General features: G+C 59.4%; 21 protein-coding genes. 7 read left to right on the top strand and 14 right to left on the bottom strand.

Annotated features, from left to right (window positions below; translation table 11 throughout):
* Positions 1–17 precede the first annotated feature (17 nt).
* Together galE and tadA are read right to left on the bottom strand one after the other, a co-directional pair.
* Positions 18–1,007 (bottom strand): UDP-glucose 4-epimerase GalE, encoded by a 990-nt coding sequence (gene galE, locus AQ621_RS06225; protein WP_058340718.1) that lies wholly within the window; start codon positions 1,005–1,007, stop codon positions 18–20.
* A 6-nt stretch (positions 1,008–1,013) separates the two neighbouring features.
* On the bottom strand, positions 1,014–1,517 hold the full coding sequence (gene tadA, locus AQ621_RS06220) for a tRNA adenosine(34) deaminase TadA (RefSeq protein ID WP_058340717.1): 504 nt from the start codon (positions 1,515–1,517) through the stop codon (positions 1,014–1,016).
* A 271-nt stretch (positions 1,518–1,788) separates the two neighbouring features.
* Here tadA and AQ621_RS06215 point away from each other — a divergent pair, with 271 nt between their 5' ends.
* The gene (locus AQ621_RS06215; protein WP_058340716.1) at positions 1,789–2,820 is read left to right on the top strand and encodes a zinc-dependent alcohol dehydrogenase family protein; all 1,032 of its coding nucleotides are present in this window, start codon (positions 1,789–1,791) and stop codon (positions 2,818–2,820) included.
* A 70-nt stretch (positions 2,821–2,890) separates the two neighbouring features.
* Here AQ621_RS06215 and guaA read toward each other — a convergent pair whose 3' ends face one another.
* Together guaA and guaB are read right to left on the bottom strand one after the other, a co-directional pair.
* Positions 2,891–4,468 carry a glutamine-hydrolyzing GMP synthase gene (gene guaA / locus AQ621_RS06210; RefSeq protein ID WP_058340715.1) on the bottom strand — a complete coding sequence of 526 codons (1,578 nt, stop codon included), beginning with the start codon at positions 4,466–4,468 and terminating at the stop codon, positions 2,891–2,893.
* Between the two features lie 64 nt (positions 4,469–4,532).
* Positions 4,533–5,996, bottom strand: coding sequence for an IMP dehydrogenase (guaB, locus tag AQ621_RS06205; RefSeq protein ID WP_058340714.1), 1,464 nt, complete (start codon positions 5,994–5,996; stop codon positions 4,533–4,535).
* Between the two features lie 190 nt (positions 5,997–6,186).
* On the opposite strand from guaB, the gene xseA reads away from it, so the two are divergent.
* The 3 genes from xseA to AQ621_RS06190 all read left to right on the top strand — a co-directional run bounded on the left by xseA (position 6,187) and on the right by AQ621_RS06190 (position 10,091).
* Positions 6,187–7,566 (top strand): exodeoxyribonuclease VII large subunit, encoded by a 1,380-nt coding sequence (gene xseA, locus AQ621_RS06200; RefSeq protein ID WP_058340713.1) that lies wholly within the window; start codon positions 6,187–6,189, stop codon positions 7,564–7,566.
* Between the two features lie 112 nt (positions 7,567–7,678).
* Entirely contained in the window at positions 7,679–9,553 is a 1,875-nt protein-coding gene (locus AQ621_RS06195) for a propionyl-CoA synthetase (protein ID WP_058340712.1), read from the top strand.
* A gap of 328 nt (positions 9,554–9,881) precedes the next feature.
* A complete protein-coding gene (locus AQ621_RS06190) occupies positions 9,882–10,091 on the top strand; it encodes a cold-shock protein (protein ID WP_022989121.1) in 210 nt (69 codons plus the stop codon).
* Between the two features lie 106 nt (positions 10,092–10,197).
* Here AQ621_RS06190 and leuA read toward each other — a convergent pair whose 3' ends face one another.
* Positions 10,198–11,892, bottom strand: coding sequence for a 2-isopropylmalate synthase (gene leuA, locus AQ621_RS06185; RefSeq protein WP_058340711.1), 1,695 nt, complete (start codon positions 11,890–11,892; stop codon positions 10,198–10,200).
* Between the two features lie 137 nt (positions 11,893–12,029).
* On the opposite strand from leuA, the gene AQ621_RS06180 reads away from it, so the two are divergent.
* Positions 12,030–12,527 carry an Lrp/AsnC family transcriptional regulator gene (locus AQ621_RS06180; RefSeq protein ID WP_058340710.1) on the top strand — a complete coding sequence of 166 codons (498 nt, stop codon included), beginning with the start codon at positions 12,030–12,032 and terminating at the stop codon, positions 12,525–12,527.
* Here the strand turns inward: AQ621_RS06180 and AQ621_RS06175 are convergent.
* Positions 12,515–13,138 (bottom strand): TetR/AcrR family transcriptional regulator, encoded by a 624-nt coding sequence (locus AQ621_RS06175; RefSeq protein WP_058340709.1) that lies wholly within the window; start codon positions 13,136–13,138, stop codon positions 12,515–12,517. The genes AQ621_RS06180 and AQ621_RS06175 overlap by 13 nt on opposite strands.
* A gap of 123 nt (positions 13,139–13,261) precedes the next feature.
* On the opposite strand from AQ621_RS06175, the gene AQ621_RS06170 reads away from it, so the two are divergent.
* A complete protein-coding gene (locus tag AQ621_RS06170) occupies positions 13,262–14,995 on the top strand; it encodes a proline--tRNA ligase (protein ID WP_058340708.1) in 1,734 nt (577 codons plus the stop codon).
* Between the two features lie 72 nt (positions 14,996–15,067).
* Here the strand turns inward: AQ621_RS06170 and murB are convergent, their stop codons facing one another.
* The 8 genes from murB to AQ621_RS06130 are packed head-to-tail and all read right to left on the bottom strand — an operon-like array spanning position 15,068 to position 21,445.
* A complete protein-coding gene (gene murB / locus AQ621_RS06165; protein WP_058340707.1) occupies positions 15,068–16,096 on the bottom strand; it encodes a UDP-N-acetylmuramate dehydrogenase in 1,029 nt (342 codons plus the stop codon).
* Positions 16,093–16,584 carry a low molecular weight protein-tyrosine-phosphatase gene (locus AQ621_RS06160; RefSeq protein ID WP_058340706.1) on the bottom strand — a complete coding sequence of 164 codons (492 nt, stop codon included), beginning with the start codon at positions 16,582–16,584 and terminating at the stop codon, positions 16,093–16,095. The genes murB and AQ621_RS06160 overlap by 4 nt, the downstream gene beginning before the upstream one ends.
* Positions 16,577–17,362 (bottom strand): 3-deoxy-manno-octulosonate cytidylyltransferase, encoded by a 786-nt coding sequence (kdsB, locus tag AQ621_RS06155; RefSeq protein WP_022989128.1) that lies wholly within the window; start codon positions 17,360–17,362, stop codon positions 16,577–16,579. The genes AQ621_RS06160 and kdsB overlap by 8 nt, the downstream gene beginning before the upstream one ends.
* A 17-nt stretch (positions 17,363–17,379) precedes the next feature.
* A complete protein-coding gene (locus tag AQ621_RS06150) occupies positions 17,380–17,568 on the bottom strand; it encodes a Trm112 family protein (RefSeq protein WP_022989129.1) in 189 nt (62 codons plus the stop codon).
* Positions 17,561–18,622 carry a tetraacyldisaccharide 4'-kinase gene (gene lpxK, locus AQ621_RS06145; RefSeq protein WP_058340705.1) on the bottom strand — a complete coding sequence of 354 codons (1,062 nt, stop codon included), beginning with the start codon at positions 18,620–18,622 and terminating at the stop codon, positions 17,561–17,563. The genes AQ621_RS06150 and lpxK overlap by 8 nt, the downstream gene beginning before the upstream one ends.
* Positions 18,619–20,391, bottom strand: a complete 1,773-nt coding sequence (msbA, locus tag AQ621_RS06140; protein WP_058340704.1) for a lipid A export permease/ATP-binding protein MsbA — start codon at positions 20,389–20,391, stop codon at positions 18,619–18,621. Before msbA ends, lpxK begins: the two co-directional genes overlap by 4 nt.
* Positions 20,388–20,813, bottom strand: a complete 426-nt coding sequence (locus tag AQ621_RS06135; protein WP_058340703.1) for an ExbD/TolR family protein — start codon at positions 20,811–20,813, stop codon at positions 20,388–20,390. The genes msbA and AQ621_RS06135 overlap by 4 nt, the downstream gene beginning before the upstream one ends.
* A 5-nt stretch (positions 20,814–20,818) precedes the next feature.
* Entirely contained in the window at positions 20,819–21,445 is a 627-nt protein-coding gene (locus tag AQ621_RS06130) for a MotA/TolQ/ExbB proton channel family protein (protein ID WP_022989133.1), read from the bottom strand.
* Positions 21,446–21,587: 142 nt separating this feature from the next.
* Between AQ621_RS06130 and AQ621_RS06120 the strand changes: the two genes are divergently transcribed.
* Positions 21,588–22,720, top strand: a protein-coding gene (locus AQ621_RS06120) for an IS3 family transposase (RefSeq protein WP_413772290.1) whose coding sequence is annotated in 2 segments (ribosomal slippage) — positions 21,588–21,870 and positions 21,870–22,720 — 1,134 coding nt in all. Because the reading frame shifts where the segments join, the coding sequence is not laid out codon by codon here.
* The last annotated feature ends 68 nt before the right edge of the window (positions 22,721–22,788 follow it).

Here is a 22,788-nt window from a genome sequence, read left to right as displayed (position 1 = left end):
TTTCGTTGAAAAGTGCGTCAATCAGCGGCTTTTTTCTGCAGCCAGATCTTTTCCCAGGCCAGCGCGGTGCGCACGATGGTATTGAGGTCATCGTAATCCGGCTGCCAGCCCAGAACTTTCTTGATTCGCGTGTTGTCGGCCATCAAGGCAGCCGGGTCTCCGGCGCGGCGGCCGGTTTCGGTGACCGGGAAATCCACACCGGATTCCTGCTTTACCACATCAATCACTTCCCGCACGGTAAAGCCGCGGCCGTAGCCACAGTTCAGCACCTGCGATTCCCCGCCTCCGGCCATATAATCCAGCGCCATCACATGGGCCTTGGCCAGGTCCTCCACGTGGATGTAATCGCGGATGCAGGTGCCATCGCGGGTTTCGTAATCCGTGCCGAAGACGCTCATGCCCTCGCGCTGCCCGGTCACGCACTCGCTGGCCACCTTGATCAGGTGAGTCGCTTCCGGCGTTGCCTGGCCCAGAAGTCCTTCGGGGTTAGCGCCGGCCACGTTGAAGTAGCGCAGAATCACATAGTTCAGGCTGCTGGCCGCGGCCAGGTCCATCATCATGCGCTCGCTCATCATCTTCGAAGCACCGTAGGGATTGATGGGCGCCAGCGGGAGATCTTCGGTCAGTACCGTTTCTTCCGGCATGCCATACACAGCAGCCGTGGAGGAAAACACCATGTAGGGCACCTGGTGGCTTTCCACCGCTTTGAGCAGGTTCAGGGTGTTGCGGGTGTTGTTGCTGTAATACTTGAGGGGATTGCTGACCGACTCCGGCACCACAATGTTGGCGGCAAAGTGCAGGACCGCCTCAAACTTATGCCGGGCGAAAACCGCCTCAATCGCCTGCTCGTCCGCCAGGTCGCCCACCACCAGCTCGCCGGCAGTGACCGCCCAGCGATAGCCGGTGGACAGGTTATCAAATACCACAATGTCGTGGCCTGCTGCGGCCAGCTGCCGGACCACATGGCTGCCGATATAACCGGCACCGCCGGTGACAAGTACTTTCACGTAGAATTACTCCTTCCCTGAATTCTGTTTACGCCGCCGTCGAATCTCGGCCCGCCGCCGGCTGAAAAAATCGCTGATAATCTGGCCGCACTCGCCTTCCAGAACCCCGCCTTCTGCATCCACTTGCCAGTTAAGGTGGGCTTCGTCCAGCGTGCACCGGGCAGATTCAACCGCGCCCGCTTTGGGCTCGCGTGCACCATACACAAGACGACTGATGCGGCTGTGCACAATGGCTCCCACGCACATGGTGCAAGGCTCAAGCGTGACGTATAAGGTTGCCCCGGTCAGCCGGTAATTTCCTGCCCTGGCGGAGGCGTCGCGCAAGGCCCGAATCTCCGCATGGGCCGTGGGGTCACAACCGGTAATGGGTGCATTGTAACCCACGCCCAGCTCCTGGCCATGACGGACAACAATCGCACCAACGGGCACTTCGCCTATCGAGGCCGCCCGTTCCGCCAGCACCAGTGCACGAGCCATCCAGTATTCGTCATTCTTTGGTAATTCCGACATAAACGCGGCTCTGCTGATAGCGCCTTATACAACTACGATAGTGGCCAACCCCGAAAGCGCCACGAAAATACCATTATTCGCCTTCTTAACCAAGCGACGGCGCCGGGCACGCCCTCACCAGAAGAAGGATCTTCAGTCTTTAAACTGCCATACATTTTCCCCACTCACTGCCTATAATGACATGAGTCAGTTTCAATCAGCGCAGTCTATGCAAGGCTATCGTTGCCCAGGCTGGCAGTGGCAGCCTTGCACCCTTCAAGGAGAGAACGTTATGAAAGCACTGGTATTTCACGGACCAGGAAAGCGCAGCTGGGAAGACAAGCCACAGCCTGCAATCGAGAAACCCACAGATGCCGTGGTGCGCATCACCCATACCACCATTTGCGGCACCGACCTCCACATTCTGAAAGGCGATGTGCCAGCGGTCACGAAAGGCCGTACTCTCGGCCACGAAGGCGTGGGAGTGGTTGAAGAAGTTGGTGACGGTGTAACCAACATCAAAGTTGGCGATAAGGTGTTGATTTCCTGCGTCACCTCCTGCGGCCGTTGCGACTACTGCAAGCGCGGCATCTATGCCCATTGCCGGGACGGCGGCTGGATTCTGGGGCATTTGATCGATGGCACCCAGGCCGAGTATGTACGCATCCCCCATGCCGACAACAGCCTGTATCCCCTGCCTGCAGGCATGGACCCGGCTGCTGCGGTGATGCTCAGCGACATCCTGCCCACAGGACACGAGATTGGCGCTCTCAACGGCGAAGTCAAACTGGGGGACACAGTCGCCATCATCGGCGCCGGCCCCATCGGACTGGCCGCCGTAATGACCTCCCGCTTCTACTCACCTTCGCGCATCATCATGATTGATCCGGACGAGAACCGCCTGGCGATGGCCAAGATGCTGGGGGCCACAGACACCATCGCCAGAAATCCGATCGAAACCATCAAAGAACTGACCAACGGTGAGGGTGTAGACGTCGCCATGGAGGCGGTCGGTATACCCGAGACCTTCGATATCTGCCAGAGCATTATTCGCGCCGGCGGCAACATCGCGAACATCGGTGTACACGGCAAGAGCGTGGAGTTCCGGCTGCAGGACCTATGGATCAAAAACATCACGGTGCGCACGGGCCTGGTAAGCACTAACACCATTCCGGTATTGATGAAGGTGGTCGAGAGTGGCGATGTGAAGCCTGCTGACCTGGTCACTCACCGCCTCAAACTCAATGACATCGAAAAAGCCTACGACATCTTCAGCCAGGCGGCGAAGGAGAAAGCGGTCAAGATGTTGCTGACCGCCGAATGATGACCTGAAAACGAAAAAAGGCGGCAAGCATTTCTGCTTGCCGCCTTCTGATGCTAGTCAGCCCTGCCCCCTACTCCCACTCAATGGTCGCAGGCGGCTTGGAAGAGATATCGTAGGTAACCCGCGAGACGCCGGAGATTTCGTTGATGATCCGGTTGGATACGGTTTCCAGCAGTTCGTACGGGAGCCGCGCCCAGCGTGCTGTCATAAAGTCCACGGTTTCCACGGCACGGATCGCGATCACGTATTCGTAGCGGCGGGCATCACCCACTACACCCACGGATTTCACCGGCAGGAACACGGCAAAAGCCTGGCTGGTTTTGTGGTACAGGTCCGCGCGGTGCAGCTCTTCCAGGAAGATGGCATCGGCGCGGCGCAGGATCTCGGCGTACTCTTTCTTTACTTCGCCAAGGATACGAACGCCCAGACCCGGCCCCGGGAACGGGTGGCGGTAGACCATGTCGTACGGCAGGCCAAGTTCGAGGCCGATCTTGCGGACTTCGTCCTTGAACAGCTCGCGCAGCGGCTCCACCAGTTTCATCTTCATGGTTTCCGGCAAGCCACCCACATTATGGTGGGACTTGATGACATGGGCTTTACCGGTTTTGGACGCAGCGGATTCAATCACGTCCGGATAGATGGTGCCCTGGGCCAGCCAGTTCACATCCTTGATCTTCGCGGCTTCAGCATCGAACACATCAATAAAGGTGTTACCGATGATCTTGCGCTTCTGCTCCGGATCGTTCTCGCCCTTGAGCTTGGACAGGAACAGGTCTTCGGCATCGGCACGGATAACCTTCACGCCCATGTTGCTGGCGAACATGTCCATCACCTGGTCGCCTTCGTGCAGGCGCAGCAGGCCATTATCCACGAACACGCAGGTCAGCTGGTCACCAATGGCCTTGTGCAGAAGCGCGGCGGTAACCGAGGAATCAACACCGCCGGACAAGCCCAGCAGCACCTTGTCGGAACCCACCTGCTCGCGAATCTGGCGAACGGCATCGTCAACGATCTTGGCCGGGGTCCACAGAGCCTCACAACCGGAGATGGTCAGGACAAAGTGCTCGAGGATGCGCTTACCCTGCAGGGTGTGAGTGACTTCCGGATGGAACTGAACGCCGTACAGGTTGCGGCTCAGGTCCTGCATGGCGGCAACCGGCGCGCTTTCGGTAGACGCCAGCAGCTCGAAGCCTTCCGGCATGGCAACTACTTTGTCGCCGTGGCTCATCCAGACGTCCAGCAGGGAATCGCCAGCCGGCGTCAGGTGGTCGGTAATATCTGCCAGTAGCGGGCCCTTGGCACGAACCTTAACCTGGGCATAACCGAACTCGCGCTTCTCGGAGCTGGCCACTCGGCCGCCGAGCTGCTCGGCCATGGTCTGCATGCCATAGCAAATACCCAGAACCGGGATGCCCTTGTCGAACAGGCCTTCCGGAGCACGGGGACCACCCAGCTGGGTTACCGACTCCGGACCACCGGCCAGAATGATGCCTTTGGGATTGAACTCGGCGAGTTCTTCGTCTGTGATATCAAAGGCCTTGATCTCGCAGTAAACCCCGATTTCCCGAACGCGACGGGCAATCAGCTGGGTGTACTGGGAACCGAAATCAAGAATCAGGATACGGTGGTCGTGAATGTTCTGAGCCATGGAGTCCTCGGGCTTTAAAAAAACAACGCGGCCCGGAAACCGGGCCGCATCAGATCAGGCTGAATCAACCGATGCGGTAGTTCGGCGCTTCCTTGGTGATGGTCACGTCGTGAACGTGGCTCTCACGCATACCGGCATTGGTAATCCGCACAAATTCAGGCTTGGTGCGCATTTCGTCCATGGTGGCGCTGCCAGTGTAACCCATGGAGGCGCGCAGACCGCCAACCAGCTGGTGCACGATGTTACGCATCGGGCCCTTGCAGGCAACACGACCTTCGATACCTTCCGGAACCAGCTTTTCAATACCTTTGCTGGCGTCCTGGAAGTAACGGTCGCTGGAGCCCTGCCCCATGGCACCCAGGGAACCCATACCACGGTAGGCCTTATAGCTACGACCCTGGAACAGTTCGACTTCACCCGGGGCTTCGTCAGTACCGGCCAGCAGGCTGCCAACCATCACCGCGTGGGCGCCAGCGGCAATGGCCTTGGCGATATCACCGGAGAACCGGATGCCACCGTCGGCAATCAACGGCACACCGCGCTCTTTCAGGGCAGCGGCTACATTGGAAACCGCAGAAATCTGAGGTACGCCAATACCTGCCACAATACGGGTGGTGCAGATGGAGCCGGGGCCGATACCAACCTTCACAGCATCTGCGCCTGCGTCGGCCAGGGCGATGGCTGCGTCGGAAGTCGCGATATTGCCACCAATCACCTGCACATCCGGGTAGTTCTGCTTGACCCAGCGAACCCGGTCAATCACACCCTTGGAGTGGCCGTGGGCCGTGTCTACCACGATCACGTCTACACCGGCCTCAGCCAGTGCGGCAATACGGGCTTCGGTATCGCCACCGGTACCCACCGCAGCGCCAACACGCAGACGGCCTTGTTCGTCTTTACAGGCCAGCGGGTAATCCTTGGCCTTCTGGATATCTTTAACAGTAATCAGGCCGCGCAGCTGGAAGTCGTCGTTAACCACCAGCACTTTCTCGATGCGATGGCGGTGCAGCAGCTCTTTCACATCCTCAAGGCTGGCGCCTTCTTTAACGGTAACCAGCTTGTCTTTCGGCGTCATGATATCCCGCACCGGGGTATCCATGCGGCTTTCAAAGCGGATATCACGGCCGGTAACGATACCTACCAGGTCGTTGCCATCCACCACCGGCAGGCCAGAGATGCTGTTGGCCATGGTGATATCAACCAGTTCCCGCACGGTGGTGTCCGGGTTAACGGTAATCGGGTCTTTCACCACACCGCTTTCGTATTTCTTGACCTTGCGTACCGCAGCAGCTTGCTGTTCAACCGTCATGTTCTTGTGCATGATGCCAATGCCGCCTTCCTGCGCCATGGCGATCGCCAGCTCAGCTTCGGTTACCGTGTCCATGGCCGCTGATACCAGCGGAATGTTCAGGGTGATACCTTTGGTCAACTGGGTTTTCAGCTCAACCTGGTGAGGTAGAACTTCCGAGAATCCGGGAACCAGGAGAACATCATCAAACGTGAGGGCTTCTTCGGCAATACGCAGCATTTGGGTCCGCCTTTTGAACATGCTAAGTTTGGGATTTCCCAGCTGCACCCGCGGCGGTGCAACAAAGCAAAATCCTTAATCGATCTATTATAAAGTGGTGACAGAACACAGTAAACCGCAGGGTTTTTGCGGTTTGGTTGCATCTTTCTGAATTTACGTTATTTTTGCCTGTCACCTTCGGCTATTGCGTATGAAAAAACCGGGAGCCCGCCCTTTGATACCCCCCTATCCGGACACCCGCCCAAGAGCACTGAGCGTTTCCGAACTCAATCATCAGGCCAGGCACCTGCTCGAATCCAGCTTCATGCAGGTGTGGGTGGAAGGCGAATTGTCCAGCTTTTCCCGGCCATCGTCCGGCCACTGGTACTTTTCGCTGAAAGACCAGAAATGCCAGATACGCTGCGCCATGTTTCGCGGGGCGAACCAGCGTATTCGCACCCTGCCGAAAGAAGGCGACCAGATCCGCATTCGCGGCAAGGTGACCCTCTACGAGAACAGGGGTGACTTCCAGATCATCGTAGAACACCTGGAACCTGCCGGCCTGGGGCCGCTGCAGCAGGCATTTGAAGCCCTGAAAATGAAACTGCAGGCCGAGGGCCTGTTCGACCCGGCTCGCAAAAAGCCCCTGCCCGTTACCCCGCGCCACATCGGCGTGGTCACTTCACCCACCGGCGCAGCCATTCACGACATTCTCACCGTGCTGGCACGGCGTTGCCCGGCCATTCCGGTCACGCTCTACCCCACTGCCGTTCAGGGGCAGGCTGCGACGGCCGACATTGTAAACGCCATCGATCGCGCCCAGCGCCACGGCGTGGCGGATGTGCTGATCATTGGCCGGGGCGGCGGCTCGCTGGAGGACCTCTGGTGCTTTAACGAAGAAGCCGTCGCCCGGGCGATTGCCGGATGCTCTATTCCCACCGTCAGTGCAGTGGGCCACGAAGTGGACGTTACCATCGCCGATTTCGTGGCAGACCTTCGGGCACCCACCCCCTCTGCCGCAGCGGAAAAAATCTCGCCGGATCAAAGCCAGTGGCTGCGCCGCCTGGCTGAACAGCAACTCCGGCTGGGGCAATCCGCCCGCCGCTTGCTGCTCCGGCTGGACCAGCAACTCGGCCACCTGGCCGCAAGGCTTCGGGACCCGCGCCGGGAACTCCAGGACAAAGCCCAGCGCATGGACGAGCTGGACATGCGCCTGAACAAGGCCATGAACCTGAAGCTGCAGCAACAGCAGCTTAAAACCGGACACCTGGCCCAGCGGCTGGGCACCCAGTCGCCAGCAAAAACCCTGCAGAATGCCGGGGAGCAGGTGCAGCGACTGAATGAACGGCTGAACAAAGCCATTCGCCAGAACCTGCGGCAGCAGCAGGAAAAGCTCCAGTTGAGCGCCCAGACCCTGAACGTGGTCAGCCCGCTGGCCACCCTTGGCCGCGGCTACGCCATCGTGCGGGATGACCAGAATCGCATCGTACGGAGTGCCGATCAGCTGTCAGCCGGCCAGGCCATCACCGCCCGGTTTGGACAGGGCAACGTGTCGGCAGAGGTGACGAAAGTCAATTCCGTCACAGAATAGGCCCGGAACCGATCAAAACTACGCCTATGGTCTAGTAGCCCCCTTTTTCAAAGCCCCTACAGTTGTAGCCATCAACCCTAAAACAAAAAACGATACAACTGAGGTGGAGCACATGAGCTACAACGCCGAATTCCGTCGGTCGATTGATCAGCGGGACGACTTCTGGCGCGACCAGGCGCAAAACATCGACTGGATCGAGCCACCCAGGACCATCTGGCAGGCCAAGGATAACGGCCACGGCGAATGGTTTCCCGATGGTGTACTCAATACCAGTGACGTAGCGCTGGACGCCAACATCCGCGCCGGCCGCGGCGACCAGACCGCCCTGATTTACGATTCCCCCGTTACCGATACCCGCCAGACATTCACCTACAACGAACTGCGTGACGAAGTGGCCAGCTTTGCCGGCGCACTGCGTGATCGCGGTATCGAAAAAGGCGACCGGGTAATCATCTACATGCCGATGATCCCCCAGGCTGCCATTGCCATGCTGGCCTGCGCCCGCCTTGGTGCCATCCACTCTGTGGTGTTCGGCGGTTTTGCCGCCCACGAACTGGCAGTACGGATTGAAGACGCCAAGCCCAAGGCCTTGCTGACGGCCTCCTGCGGCATCGAAATCACCAAGGTGATCGAATACAAGCCGCTGGTGGATAAAGCCATCGAGCAATCCAGCCACAAGCCGGAATTCTGCGTGGTCTACCAACGCCCGCAGGCAAAGGCAGACATGCAGGACGGCCGGGACTTTGACTGGAACACCATTTCTGCCGCAGCCAGCCCCGCAGACCCGGTACCGGTTAAAGCCAATGATCCGCTGTACGTGCTATACACCTCCGGCACCACCGGCAAGCCCAAGGGCGTGGTAAGGGATAACGGCGGCCACGCCGTCGCCCTGAAATACAGTATGGAACTGGTCTACGACGCCAAGCCCGGAGATGTGTTCTGGGCCGCCTCGGACGTCGGTTGGGTGGTTGGCCACAGCTATATTATCTACGCGCCGCTGTTCACCGGCTGTACCACCATCCTCTATGAGGGCAAGCCGGTACGCACCCCGGATGCCGGCGCTTTCTGGCGCGTGGTTGAAGAACACAAGGTGAACATGCTGTTCACCGCCCCGACTGCCTTCCGCGCCGTGCGCAAGGAAGACCCGGAAGCGGACCAGCTGGCCAAGTACGATGTGTCTTCCCTCAAGCGTATCTTCCTGGCCGGTGAGCGACTGGACCCGCCCACCTACGAGTGGCTGAAAGAACACACCGGCCTGCCGGTGCTGGACCACTGGTGGCAGACCGAAACCGGCTGGGCCATTTGCTGCAACCCGGTGGGCATTGAAATGATGGCCACCAAACCCGGCTCCGCCACGGTACCCTCCCCCGGCTTCAACGTTCAGGTGGTGGATATGGGAGGCCGCCCGGTACCCGCCGGCGAGCAAGGCCAGATTGCCGTTAAATTACCGCTGCCACCGGGCTGCCTGATGACCGTATGGGGCGACGACGAGCGCTTCCTGAACAGCTACCTGCGGCCCATCGAAGGCTTCTACAGCTCCGGCGATGGCGGTTTTATTGACGATGACGGCTACGTGTTCGTGATGGGCCGTACCGACGACGTGATCAACGTGGCGGGCCACCGCCTGTCCACCGGCGAAATGGAAGAAGTGGTTGCCTCTCACCCGGCCATCGCCGAATGCTGCGTGGTAGGTGCCCACGACGATATGAAAGGCCAGATCCCGGTCGGCCTGGTACTGATCAAGGACGGCGCCACCATCGACCAGGACGAGCTCGAAGAGGAACTGGTGGAAATGGTGCGGGAGAAGATCGGCGCTATCGCCTGCTTCCGCCGCGCCATTGTGGTGGAAAGGCTACCGAAAACCCGGTCAGGCAAAATCCTGCGGCGGGTGATCCGGCAGATCGCCGACGGTGAACAGTACAACGTACCCAGCACCATCGACGACCCGGCAATCCTGGAAGAAATCAGCGAGAAATTCGGACGCTGATCCGCCCCGGACCCTACCGTAAGAAAACCCATCAAGGCCTGCTCCCGACGGAACAGGCCTTGATGTCATTTTAATTACAACTCATTGTTTTTTATAACCAAAAACAAGAAAATCAATCTTCAGAAAATAATTGACGCCCCACAAACTCGGTCTATACTGAAAATTGCTGTGAACCTCTGCAGCGGTATTTGGCGAATGCGTTCCAACGTCCTGCCCCGGCTTTTCGTTGCCCCTTCCTCAGTACGCTCCGGATGTTTCAGCTCATAACTGCCTAAGTGCAAAAATGAAGGTCCCGTGAGGGCAAATTTCAGTAAGACAGGAAAGATCGATGTCCGATACCAAAACCGGCCACGTGAAGTGGTTCAACGAATCCAAGGGCTTTGGCTTCATCGCCCAGGAAGGCGGCAGTGACGTTTTCGTTCACTACAGTGCAATCAACTCAAACGGTTTCCGTACCCTGGCTGAAGGCCAGCAGGTACAGTTTACCGTTACCCAGGGCCCGAAAGGCCCGCAGGCGGAAAACGTAACCCCTCTGTAAGGGCGCGCGTTACCCGCCGGATGCCCCTCACGGGCAGACGGAAAAACAAGAAGGCCGGCAAATTTGCCGGCCTTCTTGCGTTCTGGTTAGCTCATCACCAACTGAGTCAGGCGGTTTCAGTCGGTTCCGGCGCCTTGGCTGCCGGCATTTCCGTACCTACGGCCTGGGCCACAGCAGAGAACAGGGCCTGCAGGGTCGCCGAGGTGGTGTCTTCCGCCAGGGCAGCAGCGCTGCAGTGCTGGCCATTGGCCGTCAGGCGAATACACGCCAGTGCGTTGGCGTTGGTGCCCTCACCCAGCGCAAACTCGTCATAGGCCTCTACGGCGACGGTTACACCAAAGCGCTTGGCCAGGCCGTCCGATACCGCTTCTACCGCACCCAGACCGCGTCCTTCCAGGGTAACCGGTGCCTTCTCGCCACCTACAACCACTTCTGCGCGCACGCCATCTTCGTCCCGGTGCAGGTCATACGAACGCAATGACCAGTCACCGTACACCTTCAGATAGCGATCTTCGAACAACCGGTGAATGGTGTGGGAATCGATCTCGCCACCATTGGTTTCGGCCTCACGCTGCACCACCTTGCTGAACTCGATCTGCAACCAGCGCGGCAGGGTAATGTCATAGTCCCGCTCCAGCACATAGGCAACGCCACCTTTACCGGACTGGCTGTTGATACGCACCACTTCTTCGTACCGGCGGCCCACGTCGAACGGGTCGATCGGCAGGTAGGCCACGTTCCAGACGTCGCCTTCCTTGCGCTTTGCCAGGCACTTGCGAATCGCATCCTGGTGACTGCCGGAGAAGGCGGTAAATACCAGCTCACCTGCATACGGATGGCGCGGATGAGTGGAAATCTCGGTGCAGGCTTCCACCACCTCGGTGATTTCCGCCATGCCGGACAAATCCAGGGTCGGGTCGATGCCCTGGGAGTACAGGTTCATGGCCATGGTCACCAGGTCCATGTTACCGGTGCGCTCACCATTGCCCATCAGGGTACCTTCCACCCGGTCAGCGCCGGCCATGACACCCAGCTCCGCGGCTGCAACCGCGCAACCCCGGTCGTTGTGGGTGTGCAGGCTGATGCTGATGTGCTCGCGGTAGCGAATGTTCTCGCAAATCCACTCTACCTGGTCGGCAAACACGTTGGGCGTGGACATCTCCACCGTGGCCGGCAGGTTGATAATGACCGGCTGGCCCTGGTCCGGACGCCAGACGTCGGTGACGGCATTAATCACTTCCGCAGCAAAGTCCAGCTCGGTGCCGGTAAAGCTCTCGGGCGAATACTGGAAGGTCCAGTCGGTATCCGGGTGGCGAGCCGCGATTTCTTTCACCAGGGTGGCGCCATTTACGGCAATCTCGCGGATACCGTCACGATCCAGGCCGAACACCTGCTCCCGCTGCACCGTAGATGTGGAGTTGTACACGTGCACAATCGCCTGCTTCGCACCTGCCAGCGCTTCATAGGTGCGCTCGATCAGTTCCGGGCGGGCCTGGGTCAGCACCTGGATTTTTACATCCTCAGGAATGCGGTTTTCCTCGATCAGCTTGCGGCAGAAATCGAAGTCCGGCTGGCTGGCCGCCGGGAAACCGATTTCGATTTCCTTGAAGCCAAGCTTGACCAGCAAATCGAACAAACGCTGCTTCTGGGCAACGGACATGGGCTTGATCAGGGACTGGTTACCATCCCGCAGGTCTACGGCACACCAGGTGGGGGCTTTTTCGATAACCTGGTCGGGCCAGCGGCGGTCTTTCTTGGCAACCGGCTTGAAGGCAACGTATTTACGATGATCAAAGGCCATATCTGACAATTCCTTTCACGGGTCTGTGTAATGACATCATTCTAACGCCGCTGCGGCGCTATTTGGTTGCTATTTCGTGGCGCTTTCACTAACTTTACGACATATAATTGCCATCTTTAAAGGTTATAAAGAATAAAATGCCCACAAAAGAAAAGACCCTGATACAAATCGACAAAACAGACAGGAAAATCCTCGAACACTTGCAGAAAGACGGTTCGCTGACCAACCAGCAGCTGGCCGAAAAGGTGGGGTTATCGCCGTCGCCCTGCCTACGCCGGGTCAGGGCCCTGGAGGAAGCGGGCATCATCATTCGCACCGTAACCATCCTGAATCACAAAAAACTGGGGCTGGCGTTGACGGCGATTATCCTGATCGGCATGGACCGGCACACACCGGAGCGGTTTGCCGCCTTCGAGGAACAGGTTGCCGACTACCCGGAAGTTCAGGAGTGCTACCTGATTACCGGCCAGAGCGCCGATTACATGCTGAAGATTGTGGTGCCGGACATGGACCACTATCACCAGTTCCTGCTGAACCGGATTACCCGTATCCCGGGGGTCAGTGGCGTACATTCCAGCTTTGTTCTGCGGCGGGTAATCGACAGCACAGCCCTGCCACTGGGCTACCTTTCCTGATGGGTCAGCTCAGCCACATAGGCCTGGGTCATCACTTTCAGTTCACCGACCAGTTGCCGGCCCTGCTGGTCCGGCAGTGTCGCTGCCAGGCGCAGAATGGACCCGGCCGCCCGCGGCAGTAACAGGCTGGCATTCCAGCGGCGGTCATCCGGCAGGTCGGGGTATTCCTGTTGCAGGCGTGCATCCAGGTCACTGGCGTTGTTGTAAAGCTCGCGCAGGTCCAGGTCCCGCAACTCGGGCATGGCTTCAACGCCACTCCAGATGGCCGAATAGGCAGGCTCGGTGCGGTAAAAGGTGTAGAACTGCTCGATCAGCACTTCGATGGCCTCATCCAGGCCAAGTTGCGGCAGCTTCTCCCGGAGTGCACGTTCCATTTTCTCCACATGGCCTTCGGCAATGGCGTGGACGATGGCCGCCTTGTTCGGGAAATACCGGTAAAGGGAAGCGAGCGACATGTCCGACTGCCGGGCAATGGCCGACATGCTGGTGCCGTCTACCCCGTTCTCGTGAAAGATCGCAGCGGCATGCCGCAAGATGGCGTCTACACGCTCCCTGCTCCGGGCCTGTACAGGCTTTCGGCGTGGTGTTACGTCGATAGATTCGTCAGTCATTATCTGTACCTTGTGCAGCAGGCTCCGTACAATAACGCCCACTTTACGACAAAGAAAGGCAGAGTCAGGCCAACAGACCTGCCAATTAGTCTTAACCCCGGATTTCAAAAAACGGAAGACACCATGCGAGCAAGCCGCTACCTGATTGCCACCCAGAAAGAGACCCCCGCCGATGCCGAGATCATCAGCCACCAGCTGATGCTGCGCGCCGGCATGATCCGCAAACTGGCCGCCGGCCTTTACACCTGGCTGCCCATGGGGCTGCGTACCCTGCGCAAGGTAGAGCGGATTGTTCGTGAAGAAATGGACAAGAGCGGCGCCCAGGAAGTGCTGATGCCCGCCGTTCAGCCCGCGGAACTGTGGCAGGAATCCGGCCGCTGGGAACAGTACGGCGGCGAGCTGCTGCGCATGAACGACCGCCATGGCCGGGATTTCTGCTTCGGCCCGACCCATGAAGAAGTCATCACCGACCTGATCCGTAACGAGCTCAAGAGCTACAAGGAACTGCCGGCCAACTTCTACCAGATCCAGACCAAGTTCCGCGACGAGCGCCGCCCGCGTTTCGGTGTGATGCGCGCCCGGGAATTCATCATGAAAGACGCCTACTCGTTCCACGTGAACGCGGCGTCCCTGGATGATACCTATCAGCTGATGCACCAGACCTACTGCAACATCTTTGATCGGCTGGGCCTGGATTATCGCCCGGTGCAGGCGGATTCCGGTTCTATTGGCGGCAGCGCTTCCCACGAGTTCCACGTGCTGGCCTCCTCCGGTGAAGATGCCATCGTGTTCAGCACCGAAAGCGACTACGCCGCGAACATCGAGAAAGCCGAGGCCGTGGCTCCGGCGGGCGAACGCCCGGCACCGGGCGAAGCCATGCAGGAAGTACACACCCCGGGCCAGAAAACCATTGAAGCGGTGTCTATGTTCCTGGGCCTGCCGGCAGAGCGCAGCGTGAAAACCCTGCTGGTAAAAGGCGAAGCCGACGAGAACGGCGAATCCGGCCTGGTAGCGCTGATCCTGCGCGGCGACCACACCCTGAACGAGATCAAGGCCGAAAACCTGGCCGGCATTGCCGAGCCGCTGACCATGGCCACCGATGAAGAAATCGTGAAAGCCATTGGCTGCAACCCCGGCTCCATCGGCCCGGTTAACCTGCCGGTGCCGGTGATCGTCGACCGCAGTGCTGCCCACCTGGCTGACTTCGTATGTGGTGCCAACAAGGATGACTATCACCTGACCGGCGTGAACTGGGAGCGTGATGTAGCCCTGGGTCGGGTGGAAGACCTGCGCAACGTGGTGGAAGGTGACCAGAGCCCGGACGGCAAGGGTACCCTGGAGATCCGCCGCGGTATCGAAGTGGGCCACATTTTCAAGCTGGGCAACAAATACAGCCAGGCTATGAACGCAACTGTGCTGGACGAGAACGGCAAGGCGGTGATCATGGAAATGGGCTGCTACGGCATTGGTGTGTCCCGCATCGTAGCGGCGTCCATTGAGCAGAACCACGATGACAAGGGCATCATCTGGCCCGACGCCATTGCTCCGTTCGAAGTGGCTATCGTTACCCTGAACGCCCACAAGAACACCGTAGTGGCCGAAGCCGGTGACAAGCTTTACGAACAACTGCGCCAGGCTGGCTACGATGTGTTGCTGGATGACCGGAACGAGCGCCCGGGCGTGAAGTTTGCGGACATGGAACTGATGGGCATTCCGCACCGGTTTGTGGTTTCCGAGCGGGGCCTGGCGGCCGGTACCCTGGAATACAAGGGCCGTCGCGATGAAGATAAACAGGATATTGCCCTGGAAGAAGCCCTGCCCTTCCTGGTGAAGGCCTCACCCAAAGGCGGGCTCTAACCCGCCCGTCTGGTCTTTGGCGGGTGGCCGGCTTGGCCGCTCGCTGAAGGCAGGTAACACTGCAACAAAGTCTCAGTTACCGACGATACCCGGTTCCTGCTCCAGCCCCACCCCGAACTTGTTCCGCACCGATTCCCGCAGCTCCTGCGCCAGTGCCAGGATGTCCTGCCCGCTGCCCCCGGAATGATTGATCAATACCAGGGCCTGGCGGTTATGCACGCCGACCGTTGCGTTCCGGTAACCCTTCCAGCCGGCCTGGTCGATCAGCCAGGCTGCCGCCAGTTTGACGCCTTCAGCAACCGGGTAGGACACCACGTCCGGAAAACGGCTAACAATGTCTTCAAATTGCGCCTGGCTGACCACCGGATTCTTGAAGAAGCTTCCGGCATTGGGCAGCACAGCCGGGTCCGGCAGTTTTCGGCGGCGAACTGCCATCACCGCTTCTGCCACAGCCAGGGGCGTCAGTTGATCGGTGTCCTCGCTTCCCAGGTACTCCTGCAAGTCACGGTAACCGAGCTTCATCGGCTCGGTTCGGGACAGGGCCAGGCGGATTTCAAGAATGATGTAACGACCGGGCTGATGCTTGAACAGGCTATCCCGGTAGGCGAACTCGCAGTCGGCTGCCGGTAACTCGACCACTTCCATGGTCGTGCGATCCAGGGCCGTGACCGTTTTCAGGGTGTCGCACAGCTCCACACCGTAGGCGCCAATGTTCTGGACAGGCGCGGCCCCGGCGGTTCCCGGAATCAGTGCCAGGTTTTCGATACCCCGGTAACCGGAGCGGGCCGCATACAGCACCGCATCGTGCCAGTTTTCCCCGGCCGCCAGCACCAGTACCGCGTCATCTTCCCGCACCTGCTCCCAGGTACGCCCCCGGAGCGCCATGTGCAGCACCAGACCGTCGAAGTCACCGGCGAAGACCAGGTTACTGCCACCACCGAGTACCAGCGTTTGCTGGCCATTTTTCCGGGCCCAGCCAAGGGCCGCTTCAAGCTCGTCGGCGGTGGTAATGTCCGCAAAATAACGGGCCTTAGCCGGCACTGCCAGGGTGTTCAGGCCTTGCAGGCTGACCTGCTCACGGATCTCGGGCAGTCGGCTCAAGCCAGCCGCTCCCGGATGGATTCCAGCAGGCCTTCGCTGGCCTCGTGGATCAGGTCCAGCACCTGCTCGAAGCCGTCCTCACCGCCGTAGTAGGGGTCTGGCACCTCGGCATGGCCGGATCGACCGAACTCCAGGAACAGCCGGGGCTCTGTGCCACCGTTCTGGTTCCAGATATCCCGTACATCGGCCAGGTTGGAACGGTCCATCACCAGCACATAGTCAAACCGGTCAAGATCTTCGGCCTGGATCTGCCGCGCCCGAAGCTCCGCAATATCGACGCCGCGACGCTCCGCTGCGGCGGTGGCGCGGGCATCCGGGGCCTTGCCGATGTGCCAGTTACCGGTGCCGCAGGAATCAATATGCAGGCTTTCGAGCAAGCCCTGCTCTGCGGCCAGCTGCCGGAACACGCCCTCTGCGCTCGGCGAGCGGCAGATGTTCCCCAGGCAGACAAACAGAACGCTGACTTTTTCGGATGCTGCATCAGACATAGCGCCCTCCCGCTTCAAGCAATGCCCGAACCCGGGCCAGGTCTTCTTCGGTGTCCACGCCAGCCGCCGGTGGCCGCTCGGCAATGTCCACATGGATACGGGCACCGTTGTACAGCGCCCTCAGTTGTTCCAGCGCTTCAACCTGCTCGGTAGGCGCAGGCGGCCAGGTGACGAACTGCCGCAACACGCTGGCGCGGTAACCATAGATGCCGATATGGCGGAAATAACCCACTCCGTCGGGCAGGTCTACATCTACTGCCGGGGCATTGGCCGGCCAGAAATCCCGGGCCCAGGGAATCGGGGCACGGCTGAAATAGTGGGCCATACCTCGGGCGTCGAACACCACTTTCACCACATTCGGGTTAAACACCTGGCGGGCATCGTGAAGCCGCTCGCACAGCGTAGCGATCTCGGCTTCCGGGTACAGCTCCAGGTTCTCGGCCACCTGGTTGATCAGGGCCGGTGGAATCAGCGGCTCGTCGCCCTGCACATTCACCACCCGGTGGTCGGCATCGAGCCCCAGTTTGCGAGCCACTTCTTCCAGCCGATCGGTGCCACTGGCGTGGTTCGGTGAGGTCATCACCACCTCGGCTCCGAACCCCCTGCAGGCTTCTTCAATGCGGGCATCATCGGTGGCAACCACCACGCGGCTGGCACGGCTTTCTGCCGCGCGTTCGCACACATGCTGGATCATCGGCTTGCCAGCTATCATCGCCAGGGGCTTGCCGGGCAGTCGACTGGAAGCGTAACGGGCCGGGATAACAACGGTGAAAGACATGGACTACCCCGTGCAGATCAGTGCTTGTCGAGACGTTCGTCGGTGCTCAGGGTCCGTGCTTCAACCGCCAGCATAACCGGAATACCCTCACGGATCGGGAATGCCATGGCATCCTGATAACAGATCAGTTCGGTGCGGGCTTCGTTAAGCTTGAGTTCACCCTTGCAAACCGGGCAGGCCAGCAGGCCCAGCAGTTTTTTATCCATGGTCAGATCTCTCGGTATCATGTGGTTTCAGCTGCCCGGAACACTCCCTGAGCCGCTCGATAAAACGTTGTTCAAAAGGTTCCGATACCCGGGCCTCTACCGTCAACACCCAGGCGTTGTCTGGCGCAAAGCCACGGCATTTCACCGCATCCTTGGCGGTCATCACCAGCCACTCAAGGGCACCGGAGGCCAGGTCTTCCGGGCGGAAATGGTGATGGTCAGGAAATGGCACTTCATTAACGTGGGCACCCAGGCCACGAAGCGTGTCGAAGAATCGCCCGGGGTTGCCGATACCTGCTACCGCCCGTACCGGTTTGCCTTTCAGCTTTTCCGGGGGCACGGTCTCACCGGAATTCAGGTTCACCAGGGCGGAGGGCACCAGCTCCATGGCATGGATATCCGGATGGTCAACGCCGGCAAAGCTGTCCAGGGTCTCTCCTGCTTCAGGGAATCCGGCGCCGTTAAGGATGACAAAATCGACACTGCCCAGGCGCTCGACCGGCTCCCGCAACGGGCCTACCGGGATAATCGCACCATTGCCGATGCCCCGCCGGGCGTCGAACACCGCCAGCTCGATATCTCTGGGCAGCCGGTAGTGCTGCAGTCCGTCATCGCAGATCAGCACGTCACCCAGGCCGTTCTCCAGTGCCCAGGCAGCGCCCCGGCACCGTTCCGGGTCCACCACCACCGGGCAACCGGTTGCCTGGGCCAGCATCAGGGGCTCATCACCGCTCACACCCGGCGAAGTGCCTTCACTGACTAACAGGGGGTAGTGATTGCTTTTGCCGCCGTAGCCCCGGCTCAGAATGACCGGTTTCCAGCCTTCCTGCTTCATGCGCTGCACCAGCCGGGCGGTCAGGGGCGACTTGCCGGTACCGCCGGCGGTGATGTTACCCACCACCACCACGGGTACCGGGAGGGATTCGTTACGGGCCTGCCAGGCCTTCCGGCGCCGGGATTCCGACACCGCCCGATACAGCCAGGCCAGTGGCGTCAGCAGGGCCAGTGGCCTGCCCCGCCCGTACCAAAGCCGATCGACCAGGCTGGTACTCATGCCTGCTCGCTGAACTGAATCTGGTGCAGCTGGGCATAGGCGCCATCGGCCGCCAGCAGTTCATCGTGGTTACCGGATTCAACAATGTGGCCCTTGTCCATCACCAGGATCCGGTCGGCTTTCTCGATAGTGGAAAGACGGTGCGCAATCACCAGCGTTGTCCGCCCTTCCATGACCGTTTCCAGCGCTTCCTGGATATGCCGCTCAGACTCTGTATCCAGCGCCGAAGTGGCCTCATCCAGAATCAGGATCGGCGCGTTCTTCAGCAGCGCCCGGGCAATGGCCAGCCGCTGTCGCTGACCACCCGACAACATCACACCGTTATCGCCGATCATGGTATCCAGCCCTTCCGGCATGCGGTCGATAAACTCCAGGGCATGGGCCTTGGCCGCTGCTTCCCGAATCTCCTCACGGCTGCAATCCCGCAACGCGCCATAGGCAATGTTGGCGGCAATGGTGTCGTTGAACAGCACCACGTTCTGGTTAACCAGGGCAATCTGCGAACGCAGCGCCTGCAGGGAGAATTCTTTCAGGGAATGGTCGTCGATGCGGATATCACCGCCAGTATACTCGTAGAACCGGGGCAACAAACTCACCAGCGTGGACTTGCCACTGCCCGAGCGCCCGACCAGGGCAACGCTCTGGCCGGCCGGAATGCTCAGGGAAATGCCTTCCAGTACGTTATCCAGCTGGTCGCGGTAGCGGAAAGATACCTGGTCAAACTCGATACGGCCTTCCACCCGCTCCGGCGCGAACCCGCCACGGTCTTCTTCCGGCTGTTCGTCCATGGTTTCGAACACGTCGTAGGCGGCGGCCACACCTTTCTGGATCTTGGCGTGCACCGAAGTTACCTGGCGGATCGGCTTGGCCATGGTGGTTGCCGCGGTAATAAAGGCAACCAGTTGTCCGGTGGTCATTTCACCACGAATTTCCGGGGCCAGCATGGTCCAGACCAGGGCCGCAATGGCAATCGCCACCAGCACCTGGATCACCGGCACACTGATGGCCTGGGTGGAAGCCATTTTCAGGCTCTGCTTCAGGTTGCGCTCGCTGACATCGCGGAAACGCTCCCGCTCGTAGTCTTCGCCACCGAAGGTACGCACCACCCGGTAACCGGTGATGGACTCCGAGGCCACGTGGGTAATATCACCCATGGAGCCCTGAATGCGCTTGCTGATCCGGCGGAAGCGTTTACTGGCATAGCTGACCACGAATCCGATCACCGGCCCCACGGTGAGGAACACCAGGGTCAGTTTCCAGTTGGTATACAGCATGAAGCCCAGCAAGCCGACAATGGTCAGGCCTTCGCGCAGGGTAATGGTGATGGCATTGGTAGCCGCTTCCGCCACCTGCTCCACGTTGAACGTCAGCTTGGACACCAGCCGGCCGGCGGCGTTGTCGTCGAAGTAACGGGATGGCAGGGTCATCAGCCGGTCAAAGACATCGTTACGCAGGGCGTTGATGACATTACGGCCCACATAGCTGATGAAATACTGACTGAAGAAGGTACCCAGGCCGCGCAGGGCAAACACACCAACGATCAGGCCGGTCAGGAGCATCCGGTTCTGGTCGGTGGGGTTTTCAATGGCGGTGATCACATACTCCATGGCTGCCGCCATACCGGTAGACGCCGCCGCGTAGATAATGTTGCCCAGCACGGCCAGCGAAAACGCCAGCCAGAAAGGTTTTACGTAGGTGAGCAGGCGCTTGTAGGTTGTCCAGCTTCCAACCGGCGGAGCTTTGAGCGGTTCCGGCCTTACATCGATCACTGGCTGTCAGCCTCCCGCTCTGTGGTTATGCTCAGTTTCGCAAACCCCAGGCGACCGGCCACATCCATGGCGCGCACAACAAATTCGTGGGGAGTACGGGCATCTGCCGTGATGATAAACGGCAGGTTGCTATCTCCCTCAGCCAGTTCCCTGACACCCCGCTCCAGGGTCTCGCGCCGGTTGTTCACCAGTGTCCTGTCATTCAGGATGTACTGGCCTTCGGCATTGATCACCACGTCAATCTGGTGCACTTCAGACGGCGTTGCCGGATCACCACTGGCTTGCGGCAATTCCACTTCCAGGTGGCTTTCCCGGGTGAATGTGGTGGATACCATAAAGAAAATCAGCAGCAGGAACACCACGTCGATCAGTGGCGTCAGGTCTACCCCGACTTCCTGGCTTCGTTGGCGCTTGAACTTCACTGTGTTCAGGCTCCTTCCACGTCGATTTCACGGTCACCATGAACCACTTCCACCAGCTTTATGGCTTCCTGTTCCATGTTAACCACCAGCTCGTCAACGCGGCGGATAAAATAGCGATGGCAGATCAGTGCCGGAATGGCAACGCTCAGGCCTGCAGCCGTGGTGATCAGGGCTTCGGAAATACCGCCTGCGAGGTTGCCTGCGTTACCGACACCGGCCAGCTGGATCTCGGCGAACACTTTGATCATGCCGATAACCGTCCCCAACAGGCCCAGCAGCGGGGTAATGGTAGCAATGGTTCCCAGCGGGTTCAGGAACCGTTCCAGCTCGTGGATAACCTGGCTGGCTTCGTGTTCGATGCTTTCTTTCATGACCTCACGGCCATGCTTGGCATTGATCAGACCACCGGCCAGAACCCGGCCCAGCGGAGAGGAGCCCTGCAGGGCTTTGAGCTTGCGACCGTTAAGCTCTTTTTTCTTGATCCAGCGCCAGAGCTCATTGATCGACTGCGGCGGCGCTACGCGGGAAGCACGCAAAGACCAGAATCGCTCCAGAACGATGGCAAGGGCCAGAATGGAACAGGCAACAATAGGCACCATCAGGATGCCACCGGCTTTCAAAAGCTCGAACACGCTTGATCTCCCTGATTAATTACAAGCCGCGCTACTTTAGCATAGCTGCCGGTGCAGGCCACACCCGGAATGTCTGAAGTGGACCCCAAATTTTGGACAGGTGCCTAAGCTCTGATTCATCATCTCCATAAGGAGGAGAATCATGAGCAAGAAACGCAAGCAATACAGCGCATCATTCAAGTCCAAAGTCGCCCTGGCTGCCCTCAAGGGCGACCAGACCACATCCGAAATTGCTGCCCGTTTCCAGATCCACCCCACCATGGTCAGCACCTGGAAGCGCGAACTGCTGGAGAATGCCCCGGGCCTCTTCGAAGGCAAGAAGAAAGCCGGCAAGCAATCCGATGAGCCCAGCACAGACGAACTTTACCGAGAGATTGGCCGACTGACGGTGGAACGCGATTTTTTGTCGCGCAAGCTCGATCAGTAAGCCGTCAACAGCGGTTGGCGATGATCGAGCGTGGTCATCCCCAAGTCAGTCTTTCGCGCCAGTGTGAGCTGCTCAAGCTGAGCCGCTCATCGGTGTACTACGTCCCTCGTGAGCAGTGTCAGGAGGATCTGGATCTGATGTACCTGATTGATCAACAGCACCTGGAAACGCCGTACTATGGCTCTCGCAAGATGCGGGTCCACTTGCAGCACCAGGGCTATCGGGTCAACCGGAAGCGGGTGCAGCGGCTGATGCGCACCATGGGCATTCAGGCGGTGTATCCGCGCCCCAGAACCAGCATTCCGGGCGATGGGCACAAGGTGTACCCGTATCTGCTCACAGGGCTGAAAATCGACCGCCCCAACCAGGTGTGGGCAACAGATATTTCATATATCCCGCTGGCCCGGGGCTTCATGTATCTGGTTGCCATCATCGACTGGTACAGCCGCAAGGTGTTGTCCTGGCGAGTCTCCAACACCATGGACACAGACTTCTGCGTCGATGCACTGGAGGAGGCTCTACAGCGCCACGGAACACCGGAGGTCTTCAACACCGATCAGGGCGTCCAGTTCACCAGCGAGGCCTTCACAAGCGTTCTCAAAGAGCATGGCATCCGGATCAGCATGGACGGCAAAGGCTGCTACCATGACAACATCTTTGTGGAACGGCTCTGGCGCAGCGTCAAACACGAGTGCGTCTACCTCACTGCCTTCGAGGATGGCCGACACTTGAAGCAGGCGCTCCACCGGTACTTCCGGCATTACAATCAGACCCGGTACCACCAAACCCTTGATTACCAAACACCGGATGAGGTGTACTACCAACAACCCATGACCCTGGCAGCTTGAGCCGGGAATACAGCCGGATCAGAGCTTAACTGCACCTTCAGGCTGTCCAACTGATGGGGTCCACCTCA

It is taken from the genome of Marinobacter sp. P4B1 (assembly GCF_001447135.1).
GTDB lineage: Bacteria > Pseudomonadota > Gammaproteobacteria > Pseudomonadales > Oleiphilaceae > Marinobacter > Marinobacter vinifirmus.
Note: the sequence above shows the minus strand (reverse complement) of the source record. Positions and strands in the feature narration are given on the sequence as shown.

Coding starts and splice junctions, on each gene's coding strand:
- AQ621_RS06170 (WP_058340708.1), top strand. CDS start 13,262: ATGCGAGCAAGCCGCTACCTGATTGCCACCCAGAAAGAGACCCCCGCC.
- AQ621_RS06195 (WP_058340712.1), top strand. CDS start 7,679: ATGAGCTACAACGCCGAATTCCGTCGGTCGATTGATCAGCGGGACGAC.
- guaA (WP_058340715.1), bottom strand. CDS start 4,468: ATGGCTCAGAACATTCACGACCACCGTATCCTGATTCTTGATTTCGGT.
- AQ621_RS06180 (WP_058340710.1), top strand. CDS start 12,030: ATGCCCACAAAAGAAAAGACCCTGATACAAATCGACAAAACAGACAGG.
- AQ621_RS06150 (WP_022989129.1), bottom strand. CDS start 17,568: ATGGATAAAAAACTGCTGGGCCTGCTGGCCTGCCCGGTTTGCAAGGGT.
- AQ621_RS06190 (WP_022989121.1), top strand. CDS start 9,882: ATGTCCGATACCAAAACCGGCCACGTGAAGTGGTTCAACGAATCCAAG.
- AQ621_RS06215 (WP_058340716.1), top strand. CDS start 1,789: ATGAAAGCACTGGTATTTCACGGACCAGGAAAGCGCAGCTGGGAAGAC.
- AQ621_RS06160 (WP_058340706.1), bottom strand. CDS start 16,584: ATGTCTGATGCAGCATCCGAAAAAGTCAGCGTTCTGTTTGTCTGCCTG.
- leuA (WP_058340711.1), bottom strand. CDS start 11,892: ATGGCCTTTGATCATCGTAAATACGTTGCCTTCAAGCCGGTTGCCAAG.
- lpxK (WP_058340705.1), bottom strand. CDS start 18,622: ATGAGTACCAGCCTGGTCGATCGGCTTTGGTACGGGCGGGGCAGGCCA.
- kdsB (WP_022989128.1), bottom strand. CDS start 17,362: ATGTCTTTCACCGTTGTTATCCCGGCCCGTTACGCTTCCAGTCGACTG.
- guaB (WP_058340714.1), bottom strand. CDS start 5,996: ATGCTGCGTATTGCCGAAGAAGCCCTCACGTTTGATGATGTTCTCCTG.
- tadA (WP_058340717.1), bottom strand. CDS start 1,517: ATGTCGGAATTACCAAAGAATGACGAATACTGGATGGCTCGTGCACTG.
- AQ621_RS06175 (WP_058340709.1), bottom strand. CDS start 13,138: ATGACTGACGAATCTATCGACGTAACACCACGCCGAAAGCCTGTACAG.
- xseA (WP_058340713.1), top strand. CDS start 6,187: ATGAAAAAACCGGGAGCCCGCCCTTTGATACCCCCCTATCCGGACACC.